This window comes from Pseudonocardia alni (genome assembly GCF_002813375.1).
Classification (GTDB): domain Bacteria; phylum Actinomycetota; class Actinomycetes; order Mycobacteriales; family Pseudonocardiaceae; genus Pseudonocardia; species Pseudonocardia alni.
Genome location: NZ_PHUJ01000003.1, coordinates 5,049,540 through 5,073,339, shown reverse-complemented (window position 1 = coordinate 5,073,339; position 23,800 = coordinate 5,049,540). Strand labels below are relative to the sequence as shown.

The 23,800-nt window shown below is 75.0% G+C and carries 23 protein-coding genes, 1 pseudogene and 1 riboswitch; of the genes and pseudogenes, 10 read left to right on the top strand and 14 right to left on the bottom strand.

Translation table 11 applies throughout. The features are described 5' to 3' along the window. Positions 1–10 precede the first annotated feature (10 nt). The 3 genes from ATL51_RS24950 to ATL51_RS24940 form a co-directional block, all read right to left on the bottom strand. A complete protein-coding gene (locus ATL51_RS24950) occupies positions 11–1,963 on the bottom strand; it encodes an FAD/NAD(P)-binding protein (protein ID WP_100880109.1) in 1,953 nt (650 codons plus the stop codon). 233 nt (positions 1,964–2,196) lie between these two features. Further along, a complete protein-coding gene (locus ATL51_RS24945; protein WP_073578007.1) occupies positions 2,197–2,568 on the bottom strand; it encodes a barstar family protein in 372 nt (123 codons plus the stop codon). After that, entirely contained in the window at positions 2,565–3,032 is a 468-nt protein-coding gene (locus ATL51_RS24940) for a ribonuclease domain-containing protein (RefSeq protein ID WP_100880108.1), read from the bottom strand. Before ATL51_RS24940 ends, ATL51_RS24945 begins: the two co-directional genes overlap by 4 nt. A gap of 314 nt (positions 3,033–3,346) precedes the next feature. Between ATL51_RS24940 and ATL51_RS24935 the strand changes: the two genes are divergently transcribed. Further along, entirely contained in the window at positions 3,347–3,589 is a 243-nt protein-coding gene (locus tag ATL51_RS24935) for a hypothetical protein (protein WP_100880107.1), read from the top strand. A gap of 9 nt (positions 3,590–3,598) precedes the next feature. Here the strand turns inward: ATL51_RS24935 and ATL51_RS24930 are convergent, their stop codons facing one another. Beyond that, positions 3,599–4,459 carry an LLM class F420-dependent oxidoreductase gene (locus tag ATL51_RS24930; RefSeq protein ID WP_073578010.1) on the bottom strand — a complete coding sequence of 287 codons (861 nt, stop codon included), beginning with the start codon at positions 4,457–4,459 and terminating at the stop codon, positions 3,599–3,601. Here ATL51_RS24930 and ATL51_RS29960 point away from each other — a divergent pair. The 4 genes from ATL51_RS29960 to ATL51_RS24915 all read left to right on the top strand — a co-directional run bounded on the left by ATL51_RS29960 (position 4,440) and on the right by ATL51_RS24915 (position 8,189). Continuing rightward, on the top strand, positions 4,440–4,682 hold the full coding sequence (locus ATL51_RS29960) for a putative leader peptide (RefSeq protein ID WP_392567386.1): 243 nt from the start codon (positions 4,440–4,442) through the stop codon (positions 4,680–4,682). The genes ATL51_RS24930 and ATL51_RS29960 overlap by 20 nt on opposite strands. A gap of 37 nt (positions 4,683–4,719) precedes the next feature. After that, complete coding sequence (locus tag ATL51_RS24925) at positions 4,720–5,169, top strand: OsmC family protein (RefSeq protein ID WP_073578011.1); 450 nt, start codon at positions 4,720–4,722, stop codon at positions 5,167–5,169. 17 nt (positions 5,170–5,186) lie between these two features. After that, a complete protein-coding gene (locus tag ATL51_RS24920) occupies positions 5,187–5,975 on the top strand; it encodes an enoyl-CoA hydratase-related protein (protein WP_100880106.1) in 789 nt (262 codons plus the stop codon). Between the two features lie 1,368 nt (positions 5,976–7,343). Next, positions 7,344–8,189 (top strand): NAD-dependent protein deacetylase, encoded by an 846-nt coding sequence (locus tag ATL51_RS24915; protein ID WP_100880105.1) that lies wholly within the window; start codon positions 7,344–7,346, stop codon positions 8,187–8,189. Between the two features lie 4 nt (positions 8,190–8,193). Here the strand turns inward: ATL51_RS24915 and ATL51_RS24910 are convergent, their stop codons facing one another. Continuing rightward, positions 8,194–8,376, bottom strand: a complete 183-nt coding sequence (locus tag ATL51_RS24910; RefSeq protein ID WP_062401450.1) for a hypothetical protein — start codon at positions 8,374–8,376, stop codon at positions 8,194–8,196. 44 nt (positions 8,377–8,420) lie between these two features. Here ATL51_RS24910 and ATL51_RS24905 point away from each other — a divergent pair, with 44 nt between their 5' ends. Beyond that, positions 8,421–9,386 (top strand): zinc-binding dehydrogenase, encoded by a 966-nt coding sequence (locus ATL51_RS24905; RefSeq protein WP_100880104.1) that lies wholly within the window; start codon positions 8,421–8,423, stop codon positions 9,384–9,386. Positions 9,387–9,607: 221 nt separating this feature from the next. Continuing rightward, positions 9,608–10,036: a MarR family winged helix-turn-helix transcriptional regulator gene (locus ATL51_RS24900; protein ID WP_062401445.1), complete on the top strand. Its 429-nt coding sequence runs from the start codon at positions 9,608–9,610 to the stop codon at positions 10,034–10,036. Positions 10,037–10,123: 87 nt separating this feature from the next. Here the strand turns inward: ATL51_RS24900 and lepA are convergent, their stop codons facing one another. Continuing rightward, entirely contained in the window at positions 10,124–11,986 is a 1,863-nt protein-coding gene (gene lepA / locus ATL51_RS24895) for a translation elongation factor 4 (protein WP_073578017.1), read from the bottom strand. A 229-nt stretch (positions 11,987–12,215) separates the two neighbouring features. On the opposite strand from lepA, the gene cynS reads away from it, so the two are divergent. Together cynS and rpsT are read left to right on the top strand one after the other, a co-directional pair. Continuing rightward, a complete protein-coding gene (gene cynS / locus ATL51_RS29605) occupies positions 12,216–12,680 on the top strand; it encodes a cyanase (RefSeq protein ID WP_253068178.1) in 465 nt (154 codons plus the stop codon). A 171-nt stretch (positions 12,681–12,851) separates the two neighbouring features. Further along, positions 12,852–13,115, top strand: coding sequence for a 30S ribosomal protein S20 (gene rpsT / locus ATL51_RS24885; RefSeq protein ID WP_062401442.1), 264 nt, complete (start codon positions 12,852–12,854; stop codon positions 13,113–13,115). A 208-nt stretch (positions 13,116–13,323) separates the two neighbouring features. On the opposite strand, the gene holA is transcribed toward rpsT, so the two are convergent. Beyond that, positions 13,324–14,292 carry a DNA polymerase III subunit delta gene (holA, locus tag ATL51_RS24880; RefSeq protein ID WP_301549276.1) on the bottom strand — a complete coding sequence of 323 codons (969 nt, stop codon included), beginning with the start codon at positions 14,290–14,292 and terminating at the stop codon, positions 13,324–13,326. A gap of 140 nt (positions 14,293–14,432) precedes the next feature. Beyond that, positions 14,433–14,586, top strand: a riboswitch (SAM riboswitch). A gap of 6 nt (positions 14,587–14,592) precedes the next feature. On the opposite strand from holA, the gene thrC reads away from it, so the two are divergent. Next, positions 14,593–15,861: a threonine synthase gene (gene thrC / locus ATL51_RS24875; protein WP_100880101.1), complete on the top strand. Its 1,269-nt coding sequence runs from the start codon at positions 14,593–14,595 to the stop codon at positions 15,859–15,861. A gap of 240 nt (positions 15,862–16,101) precedes the next feature. Here the strand turns inward: thrC and ATL51_RS29955 are convergent. The 7 genes and pseudogenes from ATL51_RS29955 to rsfS all read right to left on the bottom strand — a co-directional run. Beyond that, a pseudogene (locus ATL51_RS29955) lies at positions 16,102–17,727 on the bottom strand (ComEC/Rec2 family competence protein); the annotation flags it as partial. Between the two features lie 593 nt (positions 17,728–18,320). After that, positions 18,321–19,187 carry a helix-hairpin-helix domain-containing protein gene (locus ATL51_RS24865; protein ID WP_301549178.1) on the bottom strand — a complete coding sequence of 289 codons (867 nt, stop codon included), beginning with the start codon at positions 19,185–19,187 and terminating at the stop codon, positions 18,321–18,323. Between the two features lie 531 nt (positions 19,188–19,718). After that, positions 19,719–20,573: a DegV family protein gene (locus ATL51_RS24860; RefSeq protein ID WP_100880099.1), complete on the bottom strand. Its 855-nt coding sequence runs from the start codon at positions 20,571–20,573 to the stop codon at positions 19,719–19,721. 9 nt (positions 20,574–20,582) lie between these two features. Continuing rightward, positions 20,583–22,025, bottom strand: coding sequence for a xylulokinase (locus ATL51_RS24855; protein ID WP_167410047.1), 1,443 nt, complete (start codon positions 22,023–22,025; stop codon positions 20,583–20,585). After that, positions 22,022–22,753, bottom strand: coding sequence for a diglucosylglycerate octanoyltransferase (gene octT / locus ATL51_RS28460; RefSeq protein ID WP_157818512.1), 732 nt, complete (start codon positions 22,751–22,753; stop codon positions 22,022–22,024). Before octT ends, ATL51_RS24855 begins: the two co-directional genes overlap by 4 nt. Then, the gene (locus ATL51_RS24850; RefSeq protein WP_100880097.1) at positions 22,746–23,366 is read right to left on the bottom strand and encodes a histidine phosphatase family protein; all 621 of its coding nucleotides are present in this window, start codon (positions 23,364–23,366) and stop codon (positions 22,746–22,748) included. Before ATL51_RS24850 ends, octT begins: the two co-directional genes overlap by 8 nt. Further along, entirely contained in the window at positions 23,363–23,746 is a 384-nt protein-coding gene (rsfS, locus tag ATL51_RS24845) for a ribosome silencing factor (protein ID WP_073578246.1), read from the bottom strand. Before rsfS ends, ATL51_RS24850 begins: the two co-directional genes overlap by 4 nt. Between the last annotated feature and the right edge of the window lie 54 nt (positions 23,747–23,800).

Genomic DNA, 23,800 nt, shown 5'->3' with positions numbered 1-23,800 from the left:
CCGGGACGGCTCAGGCCGCCGGGACGGCGCGGGACGCGGCGCCGCGCAGGGCGCCCAGCACGGCGCGGGCGACGGCGTCGTTGTAGCGCAGGCTCTGCGCGTTCATCCCGGGCCGGGTGAACGCCCCGGCGACCTTGACCGTCGTGTGCGGCCCGACGGCGAACCGTCGCTCGTGCACCCCGCCGTCCGCGGTGTGCAGCGCGCCGTCGGCCGGACGGACCGACAGCAGGCCGGTGTTGCGTAGCGGGGCGCCGTCGTCGTCGTACAGGACCTCCTCGACGGCCTCGCCGCGGGCGAGCAGGCCGCGCAGCAGCCCGTCCACCGTGCGCGAGACGCTCGGGTCGGGCAGCCGGGCGTCGACCAGGACCCGGGTCGACACCGGACCCGCCCCGGCCAAGGTCGTGCTGGTGGCGTGGAAGCCGTCGGCGTCGATGTCGACGCTCATCCCGGCGCCGAGGAACCGCAGGTACCCGGCACGGGACAGGGCGAGCATCTGGCGGACCCGAAAACCGGGTGGGCCGGAGGCGACCGAGTTGAAGAACGACTGCCACCACGGCATGTCCCTCGCCTGCGAGCGCGGCGAGAGCACCCCGGACCCGGCCAGGCGGGTGGTCTCGGTGTAGACCGACAGCATCGCGACGAACGCGCCGAGGTGCGGGGTGTGCCGCTCGTCGACGTGCCGGCGCAGGTCCTCGGCGATGCGTTCGCGCACCAGGGGTTGCAGGGCGTCGAGGTCCGGGGCGTGCACGCCGTCGAGCGGGCGGTCCAGCGCGGTCAGATCGAGCCGGTCGAGCGGGTCGGGCACCAGCTCGGCGATCAGCGCCGCCTCCTCGGGCGAGCCGTGCGCGACGGCGGCGAACCGCCCGGCGAACTCGTCCCACCCGGCGCGGACGCGGTCGGGGTGGCCGACGAACAGCTCGTGGTACCAGCCCCAGCCGATCTCCTTGGCCATCAGCGGCCACACCCGGGTGGCGACGTCGACCGGGCCGCCGGAGGCGATGAGGTCGTCGGTGACGTCGGGGCCGAGGAACCGCGGCAGCGGCGGAAGCCCGGCCCGTAGCTGGTAGTGGGTCTTGGAGTGGTAGGTCGCGCCGCGCGGGGACCCGCCGACGAGTACCGGCTCCCGCCCGCACGGCTCGTACCGCAGCCGGCCCGGGTCGGCGTCGTCCGGGTCGGCGACGAAGCGCCCACCGCGGCCCTCGAACAACAGCACCACGAGGTCGACGAACGCCAGCCCCAGCCCGCGGGCCAGCACGGTCTCGCCCGGCGCGATCACCGAGAGGTCGGAGTCGGAGGTCTGCTCCGGGGGCAGGTAGCGCAGGCCGAACTCGTCGGCGCGGGCGGCGAGCGCGATCTCGTCGTCGGTGGGGGTGGCGTCGAGGTGCCCGGAGGCGAGCACGACGGCGTCGCCACGCAGAACGGTGCCGTCGGCCAGGGTCACGAGCTGCCTGCCGTCGGCCTCGTGGAGGGCCTCGGCGGTGGTGCGGTGCACGTGCACCCGCATCCCGGCCGGCGCCCGGCCGACGACCTCGCGCAGCACCGCGGCGAGGTAGTGGCTCTGCAGCCGCCGCGACGGGAACGTCGACGCCGTGACCTGTGCCAGCTCGTCGGCGAGCTCCGGGCCGAGCTCGGCCCGCGGGTCGCCGTGCTCGCGCAGGTCCTGCGCCCAGTCCCAGAACGACGGGCCGGGTGCCACCGGGCCGTCGCAGACGACCGAGGAATCGGTCCACATCGTGACGTCGGCGGCCATCGAGTTCATCGCGAGCAGCGGGGACTGCGCGTGCCGCCAGATGCGACCCGCCCCGGCCGGGAACGGGTCGACGAGGTGGACGTCGACGCCGGGCCCGGCGAGGGCGTCGGACAGCAGCTCGGGCGCACTCGCGACCATGCGTTCCAGCACGCCGGCCCCGCGGGGGCCGGCGCCGACGATCACGACGGACGGGGCGTGCGGGCCATGGGACATCGGGGCGCTCCTGGGTCGGCGGGCGGAGGTTGACGACCCCTCACGGCGCCCACCGCAGGCGGCACAGGTCGACGTGCCTGCGCCTCACCAGCCGGAGACCCATGGATGCCACGGTAGGTCGCCTCCCTCGCCGTGGCCACCCGCCACGGTCGGTCCACCGGCCTCAACGCCGTACCGGGCCCCCGGGATTCCGCACCCCGCCCGCGAGCGCGGGACCGGTGGCGGCACGGTCGTCAGGCGGCCGGGCCGGCCAGGGTGACGTGCAGCGGCCGGTCGGTCCCCGCCGTCGTGGCGACGGCCTCGGCGAGGATCTCCAGGACCGTCGCGTGGGTGCCGGGGTCGGCCGCGGCGAGCGGACCGTCGGCGACGACGAGCTCGACCGGTCCGGCGGGCAGCCAGGACAGGTCGCCGAGGCAGTCCGCCAGCGCGTCGAGGTTGTGGCCGTAGTACTCGGGGAAGCTCAGCGCCCGGCCGAGGGCGGACAGGACCGCGGCGCGGTCCGCGACCCCCTCGACGACGGCGACGAGACCGGAGCCACCGGCCCGCCCCCGGGCCGCGTCGACGGCGGGGGCGGTTCCGGCGCTCTCACGGGGAAGGGTGCTCACCTCGAGACGTCTACCACGACGAACGAGGCGTAGTGGTCGGCCGTGTAGTAGTACTCCCCGCCCGATCCGGTGACGATCCGCCGGGCGCCGCGGGTGCTCGCGCCGGGGGTCGGCACGGTGAACTCCGTGTAGTAGCCCGAGGACGTCGCGGGCAGGATCCCCTCCCGGTTCTGGAAGGTCGTCCCGTCCTGGCTGTACGGGTACGGCCCACCGGAGCGGATCAGCCGATAGGTGTCGGTGGCCTGGGACGGCAGCGACGACAGCGCCCGCACCGGCAGCCCGGACTCCTGCTCCCCCGGCACGGCGGCCGGGGCGGCGGGAGCGGCGACGGCGGCCGGCACGGCCGGAGCGGGTGCGGCGGCGGCCGCGGCGGGCAGGGCGAGGCCGAGGGCGGCCAGAACGGCGACGAGTGCCCCGACGATCAGGGCACGCGTCCCGGACCGCGCATCCGGTCGAATGATCATGGTCCGGACGCTAGGTGGGGTCACCCGTTCGGGTACAGACGTCGCGACGAACCGCCACCGTCCCGTCACCCGCCGTTTCCACGGCTACCGCGACGACCACCCTCCGTTCGACCGCCGACCGCATCGGCGGGTCCGTGACGGGCCATGATCACGACCGGTCACCGCGTAGGTGCGCCCGGTCACCGTGTCCTGCGTCGCACCCCTGTTCTACGCGCAGTAAAAGTGCGTTGAAGCGGGTACAACGGAGCTCGAGAGACCAGGAACGACTGCGCATGACACGCCCCGATCCCGACACGTTCAACGGAGAACGTCGCATGACCGCAGAGCTGATTCACCCCCTGCCCGAGGCTCCCGCACCCGTGGAGCTCCCGGCACCCCAGGCCGGCCGCTCGACCGTGGACCGGCTGCTGGACTCGATCGACGACCTGGTGCGCCGGCACCGCGCGCTCGCCGCGCACGACGGCGCCTCCGCCGCCCTGCACGCCGAGCTGATCGCTGCCGAGCTGGACCAGCAGGTCGCGATCCTGCGGACGATGCCCCGCCAACCCGGCAGGTGACCGCGCGGGTCAGAGCTCCGCTGCCGCCGGGATGATCTCCGACCCGAACACCCGCAGCGGCTCGATCGCCGCCACGTCCGGCACCACGGTGTGCACGTGCTGCACACCGAGTGCCGCGTAGCCACGCAGCTCCTCGACCGCGGCCTTCGGGTCGGCCGGGTCGAGCCGTGCCATGACCGTCTTCTCGATCTCGTCGTAATCGCGCCCGACCTCCTCGCAGCGGGTGCGCAGCACGTCCAGCTTGCGCTCCAGCTCGGGGCCGCCGAACAGGTTGCACGCGTCGGCGTACTGCGCGACCAGGCGCAGCGTCTTCCGCTCCCCACCGCCGCCGATCAGGATCGGCGGGTACGGCCTGCGCAGCGGCTGCGGCGTGTTCAGCGTGGCGCCGAGCCGGTAGTGGGCGCCCTCGAAGGGACCGTCGTCGTCGCTCCACATCTGACGGGCGATGCGCAGCGTCTCCTCCAGCCGCTCGAACCGCTCCGCGGTCGGCGGGAAGAACAGCCCGAGCCCGGTGGCCTCCTCGTCGTTCCAGGCGGCACCGATACCCAGCATCGCGCGCCCCTTCGACAGCACGTCCAGAGTGGTCACGGCCTTCACCAGCAGGCCGGGGTCGCGGTAGGTCACCGCGGTCACCCAGGCCAGCAGGTCGACCTTCTCGGTGCGGGCGGCCAGGTAGCCGAGCACCGTGTACGCCTCGAGCATGTCGGTCTCGACCGGCCCGACCGGCCGGATCTGCCAGAGGTGGTCCATGACGCTCACCCGGGAGAAGCCCTGCTCCTCGGCCGCGACGGCGATCCGGGACAGGTCGTCGGCCAGGCCCGTCGGCCCGGCCGGGTAGGTGAAGTCCGCGATGTGCAGTCCGATCTCCACGGCATGTCCTCTCGTAAACGGAGCCAACTCCGTTTCGAGCGTAGCCCTCTCCCGGCGACCGGCGCCACCGCGCCCATCGGACCACGGGCGTCGCCGGTTCGGTCGGCTCCGTCACGTCGCGCACGACCGTTCGGTGCGGTTCACTGATCCCGTGATCGCGCTCGTGCGGAGGCTGCACATCGACCTGGGCCGGACGGCCGGGGCCCTCTGTCCCCGCTCCTGACCCCGTCCCCCGCACCCCCTCGTACAGGAGATCACCCATGCCTCTCGTCACCTTCGCCGTCAGCGGCCAGGGCACCGGCGTCGCGCAGACCGTCGCGGTCGACGGCGCCGGCTACGTCATCGAGACCGACGCCTACCCCGCCTTCGGCGGCAAGGACGAGCACCCCAGCCCGCTCGCCTACACGCTCGCGTCGCTGTCGTCGTGCAACCAGGTCACCAGCTCGATCGTCGCGAAGGAGCTCGGCATCACGATCGAGCACGTGCGCTTCGACGTCGCCGCCGACTTCAACCCGACGACGATGACCACCGGGACCCACCGCGACGGCGAGACCACCTTCCAGAACCTGCGGGTCGACGCCGTGATCACCACCGACGGCACCGACGAACAGGTCGCGCAGCTGGCCCGGGAGACCGAGCGCCGCTGCCCGGTGTCGCAGCTGTTCGCCCTGGCCGGGGTGTCGATCACCAGCACTTGGACGAAGGCCTGAGGTCCTAGTCTGCGGGGGTGGCAGACACCGTCGACTCCCCCGAGCTCGTCCACCTGGCCGTCGAGGCCGGGATCGCGACGATCACCCTGGACTCCCCGCGCAACCGCAACGCACTCTCGGCGCAGCTGCGCCGGGAGCTGATCGCGCACCTCGACGCGGCGATCGCCGACGCCGCGGTACGGGTCATCGTGCTGACCCACACCGGCACGGTGTTCTGCGCGGGCATGGACCTCAAGGAGTCCCGCGGCGCGGGCGCCGAGCAGCAGGGCGTCACCGAGGTGCCGCGGATCCTGACGACGCTGTGGGACTCCCCCAAGCCGGTCGTCGCCCGGCTGTCGGGCCCGGCCCGCGCCGGTGGGGTCGGGATCGTGGCGGCGTGCGACATCGCCGTCGCCGCCGAGTCGGCCACCTTCGCCTTCTCCGAGGTCCGGATCGGGGTGGTGCCCGCGGTCATCTCGGTGACCGTACTGCCCCGGTTGTCCGCCCGCGCCGCGCACGAGCTCTTCCTCACCGGGGAGACCTTCGACGCGCGGCGCGCGGCGGCCGTCGGGCTGATCAACAGCGCCGTTCCGGCGGAGGCCCTCGACGACGAGGTGACCCGCTACACCGGCATGCTGCGCCTCGGTGCGCCCGGCGCCCTGGCCGGGGCGAAGGCGATGCTGCGCCGCGAGCGCCCGGCGACGATGTCCGACGACTTCGCCGCGATGAACACGCTGTCCGCCTCGTACTTCGCCTCCGAGGAGGGGCAGGAGGGCATCCTGGCCTTCGGGGAGAAGCGGACGCCGTCCTGGGTACCGGAGGGCTGAGCCCCGCGCCCCGGCCCGGCTCGCCCCGGCCCGGGCCCGCTCCGGCTCGACCAGGCCCGGCTGGCCCCGCGCCGGCCCGGCTCGCCACGGCCCAGCTCGCCACGGCCCGGGTCCATCCCGGCCCGGACAGCCGAGTGGCACACCGGGCACCTCGGACCCCCTCGGGCAGGTTCACGGCGTACCACTCGTCGGTGCGTGGTCCAGCGCCCCGGCCGATCTCCGCGACGATGCGCCCGGGCTCGTCGCGCAGGTCGAACCGGGTGTAGCGGTAGATCCGCCACCCGGCGTCGACGAGGCGGGTCACCCTCGTGGCGTCGCGCAGGACCCGGTCGGGGCCGGTGTGGTCGGCGCCCTCGTACTCGATGCCGACGCGCGGCGCGGGATAGGCGATATCGAGCCACACCGCGCGGCGCCGGGCGTCGTCGAGCACCGGGTGCTGGACCTCAGGTTGCGGCAGGCCGGCCCGGACCAGGAGCAACCGCAGCCGGGTCTCGGGCGGGGACATGGCGCGCCGGTCGGCGAGCCCCAGGACGCCGGGAACGCCGGCCACCCCGCGCAGCCCCCGGTAGCGGACCGCGAAGTTCAGCAGCAGGTCCGGAGCGAACCCGTGCCGGAACGCCAGCGCGTCCACCGCGACGACGGCGGCGGTCTCGTCGCGACCCCGGGCCAGGTCGAACGCGGTCCGCAGCGGCGTGGTGACCCGGACCCCGTCGCACCACCCGATCTCACCGGGGTGCAGCCGGTCGCGGCGCACGCGCACCCCGGCCGGGGCCCGGGCCCGGACCGGGAGCACCACGTCGACCGGCGCCCCGGCCGGCGCGCACGGTGCGCCGGACAGCTCAGCCGCGGCCCATCCCGCGATCACCCCGCGACCGCCGGACCAGCGGAACACCGCCCGGCACCGGTCGGCGTGTCCGAGCGGGACGAGGTGCCGGGCGGCCCAGGTGTCGGGCAGCACCCGGACGAACGCCGGGCCCTGCAGCCGTCGCGCCGTCACGAGGCCCGCGCCGACGGCGGCCGAGCCACGGAAGATGAGGGGCCACCCCGGCACGTCCACCGACGCAGGATCCGGGGACACCGCGCCGGGCGGGGCCGTTCGGCGTCGCCGGTGTGCGATCGCGAACCGGTCCGGTCGCCGGAGTGCGCCGAGTGGCACACCACGGACCCGGGACCGGCCCCGACGGGTCCACGGTGTGCCACTCGGCAAAGCGGGCCGGGCGGCCCGGAGAGCCGGGGGGGGTGCTGCGAGGGGGTCCTGCTGCGGCTCGGCGAAGGGGTTCCGCGGCGGCGGGGCGAGGTGCGGCGGTGGGGCGGTGGGGCGGGCCGCCGAGGGGCGGGGAGCCACCGGGCGCGCCTACCCTGGAGAGCATGAGCGTCCCCGTCGTCAGCACCGACCCGGGCGCGGCACCGGACCTGCTCGCCGGGCGGCGCCTCGTCGTGCTCACCGGGGCCGGGCTGTCCACCGACTCCGGCATCCCCGACTACCGCGGCCCGGGCGCACGACCGCGCAACCCGATGACCTACTCCGAGTTCGTGTCCGGGGAGCCCGCGCAGCGACGGTACTGGGCGCGCAGCCACGTCGGCTGGGCCCGGATGCGTCGCGCCGACCCCAACCCCGGACACCGCGCGCTGGCCGCACTGGGGGCGGCGGGCGTCGTCGACGGACTGATCACACAGAACGTCGACGGCCTGCACTCCGTGGCCGGCAGCCGCGGCGTGGTCGACCTGCACGGGCGCATCGACGAGGTCGTCTGCCTGGACTGCCGCCGCATCACCCCGCGCGACGCGCTGCAGGCCCGGCTCACCGCGCTCAACCCCGGCTTCACCGAGGCGCACAGCGCGCAGGTCGAGACGGCCCCCGACGGCGACGCCGCGGTGGAGATCACCGACGGCTTCCGGATCGCGCCGTGCGCGTCGTGCGGCGGGGTCCTCAAACCGCACGTCGTGTTCTTCGGGGAGAACGTGCCGAAGGACCGGGTGGCGCGCTGCTACGCGATGGTGGCCGCGCTGACCCCCGAGGACGGCGCGCTGCTCGTCGCCGGGTCCTCGCTCACCGTCATGTCGGGGCTGCGGTTCGTCCGGGCCGCGCACCGGGCGGAGGTGCCGGTCGTGATCGTCAACCGCGGGGCGACCAGGGGCGACGAACTCGCCGACCTGCGCGTCGACGCGGGCTGCTCGGAGGCGCTGGCCGCACTCGCGGCCCAGCCGGTCTGAGCGCTCAGGCCCCGCCGTCGCGACGCCCGCGGGGGGTGTCGAAGCGCCGGGTCGCCCGGTCGGCACCGATCGCGACCAGCGCGCACGCGGGCAGGACCACCACCGTCACGAACACGACCTGCGCCACGAACGGCAGGCCGGTGAGCCACAGCTCGAACGCGTCCCAGCCGTCGATGATCGTGCGCACACTCCACACGGTAGTCCCCGGGCCCAGGCATTAGGTTCGGGGCCATGTTCGCTGTCTACGCGCAGGAGCCCAACGCCGACGCTCCCCTCGACTCCCTCGTCGTGGGCGAGCGGCCCGACCCGGAGGTCCCCGACGGCTGGGTCTCCGTCACCGTCTCCGCCGCCAGCCTCAACATGCACGACCTGTGGACGCTGCGCGGGGTCGGCATCAAGCCCGACCAGTTCCCCATGATCCTCGGCTGCGACGGCGCCGGGACCCTCGACGACGGCACCGAGGTCGTCCTCTACCCGATCATCGGCGACCCTGACTGGCGGGGCGACGAGACGCTCGACCCGAAGCGCACCCTGCTCACCGAGCGCCACCAGGGCACGATGGCCGACACGGTGATCGTCCCGGCGCGCAACGCGGTCCCCGCCCCGAAGGGCCTCACCCCCGGCCAGGGCGCCGTCCTGGGCACCGCCTGGCTGACCGCGTACCGGATGCTGTTCACCAAGTCGGGCCTGCAGCCGGGCCAGACGGTGCTCGTCCAGGGCGCCTCCGGCGGCGTCTCGACGGCACTGGTCCAGCTGGGCCGCGCCGCGGGCTTCCAGGTGTGGGTCACCGGCCGCGACGAGGAGAAGCGCGCACTGGCCGAGCGGCTCGGCGCGCACGCCACGTTCGAGTCCGGGGCGAGGCTGCCGGGCAAGGTCGACGCCGTCATGGAGTCGGTCGGCGAGGCCACCTGGAAGCACTCCATGCGGGCGCTGCGTCCCGGTGGCCGCATCGTCGTCTGCGGCTCCACCTCGGGCCCGAACCCGCCCGCGGACCTGCAGCGGCTGTTCTTCCTCCAGCTCGAGGTGGTCGGCGCGACCATGGGGACGCGGCAGGAGCTCGCGGATCTCGTGAACTTCGTGGCGACGGCCGGGATCGCGCCGGAGATCGGGACAGAACTGCCGATGGACTCCGCGAAGGAGGCGTTCGAGGCGATGGCCGCGGGGCGCACGGCGGGGAAGATCGTCCTGACCCGCTAGGGCGTTACGTGATCCGGGTGTGATGCAGTCGTGATGTCGTTGGTGAACGTCAAGCGGTCTACGTAATCGCTGGTCGTCGGCCTATCGGTCATCGCTGCGTGACGACCGCCCGGCGCTCGGGGGACGTTTGCCCAGGACAGGGTCGGATTTCGCCCGTTCGGCAAGTACAGTGCGTCATCGTGACCGAGCCTTTGAGTCGACGGGCGTCGGGGACTGCCACCATGGCTGCCCCGACGCCTGGAGCCGCGGGTGTCGTCGAGTTCCTGGACCGGGTCGACCACGCCGTGGCCACAGCCCTGTCCACCAACCCGTCCTCGACGGACGTCAGCCGTGACGGCTGGCGGGTCCTGTTGATGCTCGCCCGCGGCACCGGCCGCAGCATGGGCGAGGTCGCGGGACACACGTCGCTGCCCGCCCCCACGGCCACCCGGATCGTGGACCGCCTCGTCGAGAAGAAGCTGGCCTACCGGTCGGCCGACCCGCTCGACCGGCGCCGCGTGCTGGTGCACCTGTCGGCCGAGGGCCGGACGGTCGTCGAGTCCGTCTGCCAGCGGGTGCAGCGCATCCTGTCGCCGCGCCGTGCCCCCGCCGCCCGGCCCGCGCCGTGCGACGGGCCGATCCCCGGCCCCCGGGCGGGCTCGGTCATGTAGACCGCCCCCGCGCTCCCCCGCCCCCCACCACGTACACGTCGGGCCCGACCCCCAGCCGGGAGTCGGGCCCGCTTCGCGTCCGGGGGGCTACTTCTTGGGCTTCTCGGTGGCCGTCCCGCCACCGGTGGACAGCGCGGCGACGAAGGCCTCCTGCGGGACCTCGACGCGGCCGATCGTCTTCATCCGCTTCTTGCCCTCCTTCTGCTTCTCCAGCAGCTTGCGCTTGCGGGAGATGTCGCCGCCGTAACACTTGGCGAGGACGTCCTTGCGGATCGCGCGGATCGTCTCGCGGGCGATGATCCGGGCGCCGACGGCGGCCTGGATCGGCACCTCGAACTGCTGGCGCGGGATGAGCTCGCGCAGCTTGGTCGCCATCGAGGTGCCGTAGGAGTACGCCGACTCCTTGTGCACGATCGCGGAGAACGCGTCGACGGCCTCGCCCTGCAGCAGGATGTCGACCTTCACCAGGTCGGCCACCTGCTCGCCGGCCTCCTCGTAGTCGAGGCTGGCGTAGCCGCGCGTGCGGGACTTCAGGTTGTCGAAGAAGTCGAAGATGATCTCGCCGAGCGGCATCGTGTAGCGCAGCTCGACGCGGGTCTCGGACAGGTAGTCCATCCCGCCGAGCTGGCCGCGCCGGCTCTGGCAGAGCTCCATGATGGTGCCGACGAACTCCGACGGCGCCAGGATGGTGATCTTGGTGATCGGCTCGCGGACCTCGGCGACCTTGCCCACCGGCCAGTCGCTGGGGTTGGTCACCTCGATCTCCTCGCCGTCGTCGGTGGTGACCTGGTAGACGACGTTGGGTGCGGTGGAGATCAGGTCGAGGTCGAACTCGCGCTCGAGCCGCTCGCGGGTGATCTCCAGGTGCAGCAGGCCGAGGAAGCCGCAGCGGAAGCCGAAGCCGAGCGCGGCCGAGGTCTCGGGCTCGTAGGTGAGCGCGGCGTCGTTGAGCTGCAGCTTGTCCAGCGCCTCGCGCAGGTCGGGGTACTGCGAGCCGTCGATCGGGTAGAGCCCGGAGTAGACCATCGGCTGCGGCTCGCGGTAGCCGGTCAGTGGCGCGGTGGCCCCGTTGCGCTTGGACGTGACGGTGTCGCCGACCTTGGACTGGCGGACGTCCTTCACCCCGGTGATGAGGTAGCCGACCTCGCCGACCCCCAGGCCGGCGGACGGCTTGGGCTCCGGGGAGACGATGCCGATCTCGAGCAGCTCGTGCTCGGCACCGGTGGACATCATCTTGATCTTCTCGCGCGGGGAGAGCTTCCCGTCGACGACCCGGATGTAGGTGACGACGCCGCGGTAGGTGTCGTAGACCGAGTCGAAGATCATCGCGCGGGCGGGGGCGTCGGCGTCGCCGACCGGGGCGGGGACCTGCGCGATGACGGCGTCGAGCACCGCCTCCACGCCCTCACCGGTCTTGGCGCTGCAACGCAGCACGTCCTCCGGCTCGCAGCCGGTGATGTGCGCGATCTCCGCGGCGTAGCGCTCCGGGTCCGCGGCGGGCAGGTCGATCTTGTTCAGGACCGGGATGATGTGCAGGTCCTTCTCCATGGCCAGGTACAGGTTGGCCAGGGTCTGCGCCTCGATCCCCTGCGCGGCGTCGACCAGCAGGATCGCGCCCTCGCACGCCTCGAGCGCTCGGGAGACCTCGTAGGTGAAGTCGACGTGGCCGGGGGTGTCGATCAGGTGCAGGACGTGCTCGGTCTCGACGCCGTCGGCGTTCTTCGCGGTCCACGGCAGTCGGACGTTCTGCGCCTTGATCGTGATGCCGCGCTCGCGCTCGATGTCCATCCGGTCCAGGTACTGGGCCCGGGCGTCGCGATCGCTCAGCACCCCCGTGACCTGCAGCATCCGGTCGGCCAGGGTGGACTTCCCGTGGTCGATGTGGGCGATGATGCAGAAGTTCCGGATGCGCTCCGGCGGGGTGAACGTGCGGTCGGCGTACGTCGTCACTCGGCTGTACTCGGCTTTCGCTCATGCGTGGGGCTTCGGGCACTTCGGGTGCTCAGGGCACTCGGGGCTCGGGGCACTGGGTCCCATCGTCCCATGTCGGGCCGGGCGACCGCCGTGGTGGCACCGCAGATCGTCACACGCCGTTCACGCGGCGCGTCCCGGCGTTGCCGCACGCCCGCCGATCGCGGACGATCGAACGGGTACGCCACCCCCACCCGGAGGAGTCACCGTGTCGGTCACCCCCGTCCCCCCGCTCGACCGACTGGGCGCCGCCCGCGTCGTACTGGCCCGCAAGAAGAAGCTGGGCCTCACCTGGGACAAGATCGCCGAGGCGTTGGGCCACCCGGTCGAGTGGTCCACCTCGGCCCTGCTCGGACAGCAGACGCTGACCCGCGAGCAGGCCGAGACCGCGGGTTCGCTGCTCGACCTGGACCCCGACGTCGTCGACGCGCTCACCCTCCCGCCGGTCCGCGGCGCGGCCGCGGTGGACCTCACCGACCCACTGGTCTACCGGCTCTCGGAGATGGTCCAGGTGTACGGAACGACGATCTCGGAGCTGGTCCGCGAGGAGTTCGGCGACGGCATCGTCTCGGCCATCGACTTCGAGCTGGACCTGCAGCGGGTGCCCGACCCCAAGGGCGACCGGGCCGTGATCACCCTCAACGGGAAGTTCCTGCCCTACCGCGTCTGGTGACCCGGCACAGGGCGCGACGACGCCGCTGGTAACCTTGTGCGTCGAGCGCTCGGCGTGCTCGCCCGAAACGGCCTGGACCCTCTCTCCAGTGATGCTGTTCGGTGCCGCCGGAGCGGACCCGGACGAGAACACTCACCAGCCGACCAGCAGGCAGGAAGACCAGAGGCAGACGTGGCCAACATCAAGTCGCAGATCAAGCGAGTCAAGACCAACGAGAAGCGCCGGCAGCGCAACAAGTCGGTGAAGTCGTCGGTCAAGACCGCGATCCGCCACTTCCGCGAGGCCGCCGACTCCGGCGCCGACAACGTCGTGGAGCTGCAGCGCAAGGCGGCCAAGGCCCTCGACAAGGCGGCCGGCAAGGGCGTCATCCACCGGAACCAGGCGGCCAACCGCAAGTCGGCCCTGGCCAAGCGTCTCAACGACGTCCAGGCCTGAGCCACCCCGGTTCTTCCGACGACGGCGCCGCCCCACCCGGGCGGCGCCGTCGTCGTGTTTCCGGACCCCGGGCGGCCCGGCACGGCCGGTGTCCCCGGGGCCGAGCGGGGCGGCACCGTCGCCGCTCCCGGGTCCCGCGGGGCGGCACCGTTGTCGCTCCCGGGTCCCCCGGGGCGGCGCTGTCGGAGCGCTCGGTGGTCCGGCCGGGTCAGCGCGGGGTGCGCGCGGACACGACGGCCAGCACGGCCCGCTCCAATGCGTACCCCGCGTCCGCGGCGACGCCCTTGACGTCGGCGTTCACCCGCGCCGTCGCCGCGATGGCGACGCCGAGCTGCTCCGGGCGCCACTGCCGGACCGTCTGCTGGGCCTTGCGGATCTTCCAGGGCGGCATGCCCAGCTCCCCGGCCAGCCGGTTCGGGTCGCCCCGCCCGGCCGAGCCGACCTTGGCCAGGGTGCGCACCGAGTCCGCGAGCGCGTCGGCGATCAGCACGTGCGGGACACCGAGCACCAGCGCCCACCGCAGCGCCTCCATCGCCGCCCGCCGGTCCCCCGCGACCGCCGCGTCGGCCACCGCGAAGCCCGAGGACTCGGCCCGGCCACGGTGGTAGCGCCGCACCCCGGCCTCGTCCACGGCGCCGCCGGTGTCCGCGACGAGCTGCGCGGCCGCGGCCGCCAGCTCCCGCAGGTCCGACCCGACCGCCTCGACCAGCACCGCGAGCGCCCCGGGCGTGATCGTGCCGCCGTGGCGGCGGACCTCGTCGCGCACGAAGTCCGACCGCTCGTCGGCGCGGGTGATGCGGTTGCAGGTCACGGTGTGCGCCCCGGCCTTGCGCATCAGGTCCAGGACCGCCTTGCCCTTCGCCCCACCGGCGTGCTGGACCACGAGCACGATCCCGTCGGCCGGGTCCTTCACGTAGTCGGCGATGGCGGCGGTCATGTCCTTGTTCGCGTCCTGACCGTGGGTGAGCACGATCACCCTGCCCTCCGCGAAGAGCGAGGGGCTGAGGTGCCCGGCGAGCTCGCCGGGTGCCACCTCGGAGGTGCGGAAGCGGCGCAGCTCGGTCTCCGGATCGCGCTGCCGTGCGCGCCGGACCAGGTCGGACACCGCCCGCTCGGCCAGGAACTCCTCGTCCCCGACGACCAGCTGCAGCGGCCCCGGTTCGCTCGTGCTGCTCACACCCCCATGGTGGCCCACACCTCCGACAACGGGTGAGCCGCGTCCCGACCGGAGGACGCCGTCTGGCGGTGGGGCAGCCCGCTCGCGTACGGTCGTCGTCGATTCCGGCGCCCGGCGTCCGGAGCACCACAACCGCATATGGCTCATCCAGAGGGGCAGAGGGAACGGCCCGTTGAAGCCCCGGCAACCGGCGTCGCACGACGATCCGCCCAGACCTGCGCGTTCCGCGTGGCGAGGACGTCGACGAACACGGTGCCAATTCCGGCCCGCCACGTCCGGCGGGACAGATGAGGAGATCTCGTGACTCTCACTGCTGCGCCCGAAACCACCTCCGCCCACGACCTCGGTTCCGCGCGCGCTCTCGCGTGCCGCGAGTGCCGCCACGAGATCCCGCTCGCCGCGGAGTTCGCGTGCCCGCGCTGTTTCGGCCCCCTCGAGGTCGCCTACGAGTTCCCGACGGTCACCCGCGCCTCCATCGAGGCCGGGCCGAAGTCGATCTGGCGCTACAAGGACCTGCTGCCGGTCCCGTCGACCGTCGAGCAGCACGCGAACACCGAGCCCGGCCTGACCCGGCTGATCGAGGCCGACAACCTGGCCCGCGCGCTCGGCGTCCGCAAGATCTGGATCAAGGACGACACGGGAAACCCGACGCACTCGTTCAAGGACCGCGTCGTCGCCGTCGCGCTCGCCGCCGCCCGTGAGCTCGGCTTCTCGGTGCTGTGCTGCCCCTCGACGGGCAACCTGGCCAACGCCGTCGCCGCCGCGGCCGCCCGCGCCGGCTGGGACTCGGTCGTGCTGATCCCGTCCTCGCTGGAGCAGGCGAAGATCGTCACCACCGCCGTCTACGGCGGCACCCTGCTCGCCGTCGACGGCAACTACGACGACGTCAACCGGCTCGCCACCGAGCTGGCCGCCGAGCACGAGGACTGGGCGTTCGTGAACGTCAACGTCCGGCCGTACTACGCCGAGGGCTCGAAGACCCTGGGCTACGAGGTCGCCGAGCAGCTCGGCTGGCGGCTCCCGCAGCAGGTCGTGGTCCCGGTGGCGTCCGGCTCCCAGCTCACCAAGATCGACAAGGGGTTCACCGAGCTCGGCACCCTGGGTCTGGTCGAGCCCACCCCGTACACCGTGTTCGGCGCCCAGGCCACCGGCTGCTCGCCGGTCGCGCGGGCCTTCGAGGCCGGCCACGACGTGATCCAGCCGCAGAAGCCGGACACCATCGCGCGCTCGCTGGCGATCGGGAACCCGGCCGACGGCCCGTACGTCCTCGACTCGGTGCGCCGCACCGGCGGCTCGGTGGGACACGTGTCCGACGAGGAGGTCGTCGCCGGCATCCGGCTCCTGGCCCGCACCGAGGGCGTGTTCGCCGAGACCGCGGGCGGGGTCACCATCGCGACCACCAGGAAGCTGCTCGAGGCCGGGGCGCTCGACCCCGACGCCGAGACCGTCCTCATGATCACCGGAGACGGCCTCAAGACCCTCGACGCCGTCTCCGGCGAGGTCGGCCCGACGGCGACCGTGCCGTCGACGTCCGCCGCGGTCCGCGAGGCGCTGGCGAACCGGGGCTGACCGGCCCCGCCGGCCGGGCGCCGGACGGGGGTCGCCCCGCGCGACCACCGTCAGCCCGGCCGGGTCGTCGCCGGTCAGGGCCAGGTCGCCGGACCGGTCGGTGCGTGCGACGACGATCCCCGCCCCGGCGAGCCGGTCCACCAGCTCCGCGTTGGGGTGCCGGTAGCTGTTGCCGTTGCCGACGCTGATCACCGCCGCCCGCGGCGCGACGGCCGTGATCAGCCGCGGGACCACCTTGCGGGACCCGTGGTGGGGCATCTTCAGCACGTCCGCTCGCAGGTCGGCCCCGGAGTCGAGCAGGTCGTCCTGGGCGACCAGCTCGGCGTCGCCGGTCAGCAGGATCGTCGCGGCCGGGGTGGTCGCGCGCAGCAGCAGCGAGATGTCGTTGACCGCCGTCCCGTCGCTGCCGTCGACCGTCAGGGGCGGGTGGACCGGACCGAGGACCTGCAGGCGCAGCTCCGGCCAGCCCAGCGCCATCCCGCGCGCGAGCCCCACCACCGGGGCACCGGCCTCCTCGGCACGCCGGGTGATGTCACGCAGCCCGGACGCCGGTTCCCGTACCGGCCCGACGGCGATGCCGCCCGCGGCGCGGCCACGCAGCGCGCCGGCGAGTCCGCCGTCGTGGTCGGCGTGGAAATGGGTGATCACCACGAGCTCCAGGACCCGGACGCCGAGCCGGTCCAGGCAGGTGTCGACGGCGTCGTCGGTCGGCCCGGTGTCGACCAGGACGGCGTGCCCGGGGGTACCGGTGGCGAGGACGAGCGCGTCGCCCTGACCGACGTCGCAGGCCACCATCCGCCACCCGGCGGGCGGCCATCCGGGCGGTGCGAACCGGGTCGGGACGAGGACGACGAGCAGCCCGACCAGCAGGGCCAGCAACAGCGCCCGCAGCCGGGGCACCCGGCCCATCGCCAGCAGCACGACCAGCACCCCGGTGAGCAGCAGCGCGCCGCCCGCCCCCGCGGGCCACGGCACGGTGGCACCGGGCACCGCGGCGGCCCGGTCCCCGACCACCACCAGCCACCACACGAACGGTCCCGCCAACCAGGCGCAGCACCATGCGGCGGCCGGGCTCACCGCGGACAGCACCGCACCGAGCACGCCCAGCACCGTCGCGGGGGCGACGGCGGGCGCCGCGAGCAGGTTCGCCACCACGGTGACCAGCCCGACTCCCCCGTTGAGCCCGGCGATCACCGGCGCGGTGGCCAGGGCCGCGGCGACCGGGACGACCAGTGCCTCGGCCGGTCCGGACGGCAGCCCGCGCCGTCGCAACGCCGCCGTCCAGCCCGGGCCGAGCAGGACCAGTGCACCGGTGGCGACGACGGAGAGCACGAACCCGGCGTCGACGGCCAGGGCGGGGGCGGCCAGCAGCAGGCCGAGCACGGCCACCGCCAGCGCGGGCACCGCCGACCGGGCCCGGCCGGCCGCGAACGCGATCAGCACCACCCCGCCCATGACCGCCGCCCGCAGTACCGACGGTGACGGCCGGGCCAGCACGACGAACCCGACCAGGACGAGCATCGCCGCCGCGGCCGCGATCCGCGGGTCGGTCCGGAACAGGCGCAGGAGGAGCAGCACCGCCCCGGTGATGATCGCGACGTTGGCCCCGGAGACGGCGGTGAGATGCGCGAGCCCGGCGGTGCGGAAGTCCTGCTCGGTCTCGGCGAGCTGGGCGCGGGTGTCCCCGATCGCGAGCCCGGGCAGCAGTCCCGCGGGTGCCTCGGGCAGCGCGGAGACCGCCGCGTCGCGCAGGCCGTCGCGCAGCGCCCCGGCCCCGGTCTGCCACCAGGGCGGCGCGGTCACGTCCTGCGGCGCACCCCGGACCGTCAGCACGGCGACCGTGAGGTCGGGGCGCTGTGCGGGCATGAGCAGCCCGGCGGCGGAGACCTCCTGGCCGGGGAGCAGCCCGGTCCAGCTCGCCGCCGGGGCCAGGAGCAGGAGCTTCCCGCCGGTGGTCGCCCGGTCCCCGCCGACGGTGGCCGTGACGAGCTCGGTGGGTACCAGCGCCATCGCCCGGGCGGCGCCGGACTCGTCGCCACCACCGGTGGTGCTGCGCAGGACCCGGGGGTCGTCGGTGAGCCGGACGCGGACCTCGGCGGCGGCGCCGCGGTCGGCGGGTGCCCGCAGCGGGTGCGACGCCAGCGCGGCCGCGTGGACGGTGACCAGGACGGCCGCGACGAGCGCGCACCCGGCCGCGGCGAGCACGATCGAGGACGGTGCCGCGGCACGGGCGCTGGTCCGGGCGCGGAGCAGCGCGACCGGCAGGGCGAGCGCGGCGAGGGCGGCGGCGGTGATCCCACCCGCGGTGCCGCCGAGCAGTCCGGCGAGGACGGCGGCCCACGTGGCGAGCGCGGCGGGGACGAGGCGCAGGTCGGGTGGGGCGGGACGCTCGGCCTGCCCCTCGTGCTCGTCGTCGTGCTCCCCGTGGACCGGGTCGGCCCGGCGGGCTCCGGCGCGGGTCACACCCGCACCAGTTCCTGGAGCTGGGCGAAGCGGCGCTCGCCGATGCCGTCGATCTCCCGCAGCTGCTCGACCCGGCTGAAGCGCCCGTTGGCATTGCGCCAGTCGATGATCTTCTTCGCGGTGACCGGGCCGACGCCGGGCAGGGCGTCGAGGTCGGACGCGGTCGCGGTGTTCAGGTCGATCTTCCCGCCGGGGGCGCCGGGCGGGGCGGGGGCGGCGGCCGCGCCCGGTTCGGTGCCCGACGCGGGCTCGGAGCCCGGGGCGGGCAGGACCGGGGCGGCGTCGGCGGCCGGTGGGACGCCGACCGCGATCTGCTCGCCGTCCCCGAGCCGCCGCGCCAGGTTGAGCACGCTGAGGTCGACCTCGGGCAGCGGGCCACCCGCGGCGTCGAGGGCGTCGGCGACGCGCGACCCGTCGGGCACCCGGACGAGGCCGGGCCGGACGACCCGCCCGACGACGCTGACGACGAGCGGCCCCGCGGTGACCGGGGCCGCCGCGGCGGGTGCCGGTGCGCCCGCGTCCGCCGACCGGTCCGTCTCCCCGGCCGCCGCCCCGCCGGGCACCGCCGTCACCTCGGGGAGGCCGCCGACGGGCTGCACGGTGGGGCGGTCGAGCCACACACCCACCCCGGCGACGAGCGCACCGACGAGCACCACCGCCACCAGCGCGAGCGCACCGGGGCGGCCCGGGTCGACCCGCGCCCCGGCCAGCGACGACGGCAGCCACCGCTGGGCCCGGCGGCGCAGCCAGGAGGGGCGTCCGCCGTGCGGGCCGTCGTCGGCGAGGGTCTCCTCGGGCGGGGCGGGGTCGTCCCGGGCCAGCAGGGCCAGGGGGTGGCCGGCGTCGGGGTCGGCGGTCCACACCGGCCTCGCGTCCTGCGGGTCGGCGGGCCACTCCGGTCCCGCACCGTGCGAGGCGTCGGGGTCGGCGTGCCGGACAGGTGTCGCACGGTGCGGGGTGTCGTGTCGGGAGGCGGGCCGCATCGGACCCGGCGGAACGGCACCGCTGACATCGTGCGGCGGGAGTGGCCCGGGTGCGGGCGGTCGTCCGGGGCGTGACCCGGCCGGGCCGGGAGGCACCGGCAGCGCGGGCAACGGGACCGTCGGGGGATCGAGCCGGTCCGCGACCGTGTCCGGCCGCCCGCGCCTCCCGATCCCGGCGAGCCGCCGGGCCGGGTCGAGGGCGGTGTCGGTCCTGGTCACGCATCCGACGCTAGGTCCGTGACACCCGTTCCGACCGGCCGGTGTCCGGCCTGTGGACGGATCCGTCGCTTGGGGACCGACGGCATCCCGTGGGCCGTCACGGTGCCGGATCGTCGGCGGTCCGTGCTACACACCGGCGGGGCCCGTCGGCCCGTGGCAGGGCGGCCGGAGCCGGCCCCCTCGACGAGGCGGTCAGCCCGCCGGCACCACCACGACCCCCACCAGCCCCGGTCCCGCGTGCGCCCCGATCACCGCGCCGACCTCGGAGACGTGCATCCCGGCGGCGTCGGGCAGCTGTTCGCGCAGCCGATCGGCGATGTCCTCGGCCCGGTCCTCGGCACCGAGGTGGTGCACGGCGACGTGCGCCCCCGGGCCCGCCGCGGAGACCGCGAGCGCGACGAGCCGTTCGGTCGCGCGCGAGGTCGTCCGCACCTTCTCCAGCGGCGCGATCCGGCCGTCGCGCAGGTGCAGGATCGGCTTGACCGACAGGGCCGTGCCCACCAGCGCGGACGCGGCACCGATCCGCCCGCCACGGCGCAGCCGTTCCAGGTCCTGCACCGCGAACAGGACCCGTGCCCGTGCGGCGACGGCACCGGCCACGGCCTCGACCTCCTCCGGGGCCTCACCTGCCCCGGCGGCGTCGGCGGCGGCCAGCACGGCGAAGCCCAGACCCATCGCGATGGCGCCGGAGTCGACGACCCGGATCCGGTCCGGGGCGACCGCCTGTGCGGCGAGCCGGGCCGCGTCCCAGGTGCCGGACAGCTCCCGGGACAGGTGCACGGCCACGACGGCGGGGGCGCCGTCGTCGAGCAGGGCGGTGAAGCGCTCGGCGAACGCGGCCGGGGTCGGGCGCGAGGTCTGCACCAGCAGGGTGCGGTCGGCGAGGGCGGTGATCAGCTCGGCGGCGGAGACGTCGACACCGTCCCGGGCGGTGCGCTCGCCGAGCCGCACCTCCAGCGGGACGACGTGGATGCCCCGCCGTTCCGCGACGCCGGGCGGCAGGTGGGCGGTGGAGTCGGTGACCACGGCGACCGGCGAGGGGGGCACGGCCGGACCCTATCCACCCGTCGGGCGGAACAGCGGTGCCAGTGCCCGCTGCGCGGCGAGGTAGCGGCCGTGCGCGTCGTCGAGGCGGCCGCGGGTGCGCGGGTCGGGGGTGAACTCCCGGTCGACCCGCACCATGCGCCCGGCGAGCTCGTCGACCGAGGCGGCGTCGCCGGTCGCGAGCGCGGCGAGCATCGCGGCACCGAGCACGCCGGCGTCGCGCTCGGCGGTGCGGCGCAGCGGCCGGTCCAGCACGTCGGCCTTGATCTGGCACCAGAGGTCGCTCGCCGCACCACCGCCGCAGGCGGCGATCGTGTCGGCGCGACGGCCGGCGGCGGCCTCCAGCGGCCCCAGGACGTGCCGGGCGGCGTGCGCGACGCCCTCCAGCACGGCGCGGCCCAGCTCGGCGGACCCGGTGGCGAAGCCCGCGCCGAGCCAGTGCCCTCGCAGGTCCGGGTCCCACAGCGGGGCCCGTTCCCCGGCGAGCTGGGGCAGGAACAGGACCTGGCCCGGGTCGGCGCAGGCGGCGCGGTCCAGCAGCTCGCCCGGTGCGACGCCGAGCACCGCGGACGCCCAGGTCAGGGCGTCGCCGCCGGCCTGGGTGGGCCCGGCGTGCACGTGCAGGCCGCGCCACGACGGGAACGTGACGATGCCCGGGGCACCGCCGCCGGGCGTCGCGGCGAGGGCCAGGACCTCCGAGGTGCCCGCGATGTCGATCGCGTCGCCGGGGGCGGCGATCCCGCCGCCGAGCAGCGCCGCCCAGGCGTCCATCGTCCCGACGGCGACGGGCAGCCCGGCCGGGAGCCCGCCCGCACCGGTGGTCTTCCCCGCGACCGACGCGGGGTCGGCCAGGGGCGCCGGCATCGCGCGCAGCCCGGGGACGAGCAGGTCGAGCCAGTCCGGGTACCGGCCGTCGGGGCCGAGGAGCCCGGTCGAGGACAACGGGTCGGCCACGGCGGTGCCGATGAGCCGTTCGAGCAGCCAGTCCTTGGGGGCGAGCAGCCTCCGTGCGCGGGCCCACGCGTCGGGCCGGTGCGCGGCGAGCCAGGCGGCGCGGGCGGCCGCGTGCGAGGCGTCGACGGTGCCCAGCCCGCCCCGGACCCGGGCCCGGTCGGCGGGGATGAGCCGCTCGGTCAGTGCCGCCGCGACCGGGCCGCACCGGCCGTCCTGCCAGGTGATCGCCGGGTGCACGGGGGCACCGTCGTCGTCGACGAACAGATGGGTGTTGATCTGGGCGCACACCCCGACCGCCGTCACCCCGGCCAGTGCCGGGCCGAGCGCGCCGACCACCTCGGTGAGCCCGGACCACCAGTCGTGCGGGTCCTGCTCGGCGTGCCCGGGTGCGGGCCGCGCGGTGGGATGGGCGGCCCGGGCCGCGGCGACCCGGACGCCGTCGCCGGTGAACACCGCGGCCTTGACCGAGGTGGTGCCCAGGTCGATGCCGAGCAGGGTCACGGCCGGTCCCCCACGGCCGCGAGGAGCCCGGCCAGCGCCTCTCCGACGGCGGCGTGGCCCGCCCAGCCCCAGTGCAGCCCGTCGGGGTTGCCGTGTCCACCGAGGACGTGCTCGCCGACCAGGGCGGGCACGTCGAGCACCGTCACCGCCGGGGCGCCGGCCGCCCAGCGGTGGATCGCGGCGTCGGTGGCGGCGCGGTGCGGGTGGGCCAGGCCGTAGTCGGCGGCGCGGTGCACCGACGGTGCCAGCGCCACCACCGGCAGCCCGGGGCGCAGCGCGTGCACCCCGGCGCGGCAGCGTTCCAGGTAGGCGGCGGTGAGGCGGGGCGGCAGGGTCGCCGGTCCCCCGCCGGGCAGCCGCGCCAGTGCCGGGGCCAGCCGCGGCTGGGCGCGCCGGTAGGCGCTGCGGGCCGCGTGGCGCAGCGGGGCGGGCCGCAGTACCGGGATCAGCTCGCGCAGCGCGGTCGGCAGCGGAGACGGCAGCGAGTCCATCCCGGACACCCCGAGCACGACCGCTCCGACCCGCGGCAGCGCCGCCCACACCCGCGGGTCCCCGGTGATCGCCGACCAGGCGTGCCGGGCGGTCCACCCGGCACGCGCGACGATCTCGGCGCGGCCCCCGAGCCGGGCGGCGGCGATGTTGGGCCACAGCCTGGGCTCGTCGGCCGGGCAGGGCCGCTCGGGGCCGTGGAAGGCCAGCGAGTCCCCGACGACCAGCAGGTCAGGCACCGATGTTGTACCCCGACAGGCGCCAGCGGGGGTGGTCGTCACGACGGGCGACGACGGCCCAGCGGGTGTTGCCCAGCCCGCCGATCACCGGCCAGGACGACTGCGGCAGGTCGAGCAGCCCGCACACCATCCCGGCGATCATGCCGCCGTGCGCGACGAGCAGCACGGAGCGCTCCTCCGGGTCGGCGGCGTACTCGAGGTCCAGCTCCTCGACGACCGGCAGCGACCGGACGACGACGTCGACCCGGGACTCCCCACCGGGCGGGGTGAACCGCGGGTCGGACCGCCACTCGGCGATCGCGCCCGGGTCGTCGGCACCGATCTCGGCGATGGTGCGCCCCTGCCAGTCCCCGAGGTGGGTCTCCCGCAGCCGCTTGTCCACCGACAGCGGCAGCCCGACGGCCTCGGCCACGGCGGTCGCGGTGTCGTGGGCGCGGGTCAGGTCCGAGGTGATGATCCGGTCGAACCGCTCCTGCGCGAGCCGCGGCGCGACGGCCGCGGCCTGCGCGCGCCCGGCGTCGGTCAGCCGGGTGTCCAGGTGTCCCTGCATCCGGCCGACGGAGTTGTACTCGGTCTGCCCGTGCCGCAGCAGGGTGACCCGGCGCAGCGTCATGCAGTGCCGTCCGGGGCGCCCTGGGGGTCGGGCACCTCGATCGCCGGGCAGTCCTTCCAGAGCCGGTCCAGGCCGTAGAAGCCGCGCTGCTCGGTGTGCATGACGTGCACGACGATGTCGTTGAAGTCCAGCAGGACCCAGCCGTTGTCCTTGTCGCCCTCGCGCCGGGTCGGCTTGCTACCGCGCTCGCGCAGCTTCTCCTCGACCTCGTCGACGATGGCCTGGACCTGACGCTCGTTGGCCGCCGACGCCAGCACGAAGCAGTCGGTCAGCGCGAGCTGGTCGGACACGTCGAGCGCGACGATGTCGACGGCCTTCTTGTCGGCCGCGGCGGCCGCAGCCACCTTCGCCAGCTCGACCGCCTCCGGTGATGCCGTCACCACACTCTTCCCTTCACGACCACGATTGACCTCGACAGTGTGTCAGCCGGGCAC

Excerpts from the sequence above, each read along its gene's own strand:
- ATL51_RS24950 (WP_100880109.1), bottom strand. The coding sequence starts at position 1,963 with ATGTCCCATGGCCCGCACGCCCCGTCCGTCGTGATCGTCGGCGCCGGC.
- ATL51_RS24915 (WP_100880105.1), top strand. The coding sequence starts at position 7,344 with ATGAGCGTCCCCGTCGTCAGCACCGACCCGGGCGCGGCACCGGACCTG.
- ATL51_RS24900 (WP_062401445.1), top strand. The coding sequence starts at position 9,608 with ATGGCTGCCCCGACGCCTGGAGCCGCGGGTGTCGTCGAGTTCCTGGAC.
- ATL51_RS29960 (WP_392567386.1), top strand. The coding sequence starts at position 4,440 with ATGTGCAGTCCGATCTCCACGGCATGTCCTCTCGTAAACGGAGCCAAC.
- ATL51_RS24925 (WP_073578011.1), top strand. The coding sequence starts at position 4,720 with ATGCCTCTCGTCACCTTCGCCGTCAGCGGCCAGGGCACCGGCGTCGCG.
- ATL51_RS24905 (WP_100880104.1), top strand. The coding sequence starts at position 8,421 with ATGTTCGCTGTCTACGCGCAGGAGCCCAACGCCGACGCTCCCCTCGAC.
- ATL51_RS24940 (WP_100880108.1), bottom strand. The coding sequence starts at position 3,032 with ATGATCATTCGACCGGATGCGCGGTCCGGGACGCGTGCCCTGATCGTC.
- ATL51_RS24935 (WP_100880107.1), top strand. The coding sequence starts at position 3,347 with ATGACCGCAGAGCTGATTCACCCCCTGCCCGAGGCTCCCGCACCCGTG.
- ATL51_RS24850 (WP_100880097.1), bottom strand. The coding sequence starts at position 23,366 with ATGACGCTGCGCCGGGTCACCCTGCTGCGGCACGGGCAGACCGAGTAC.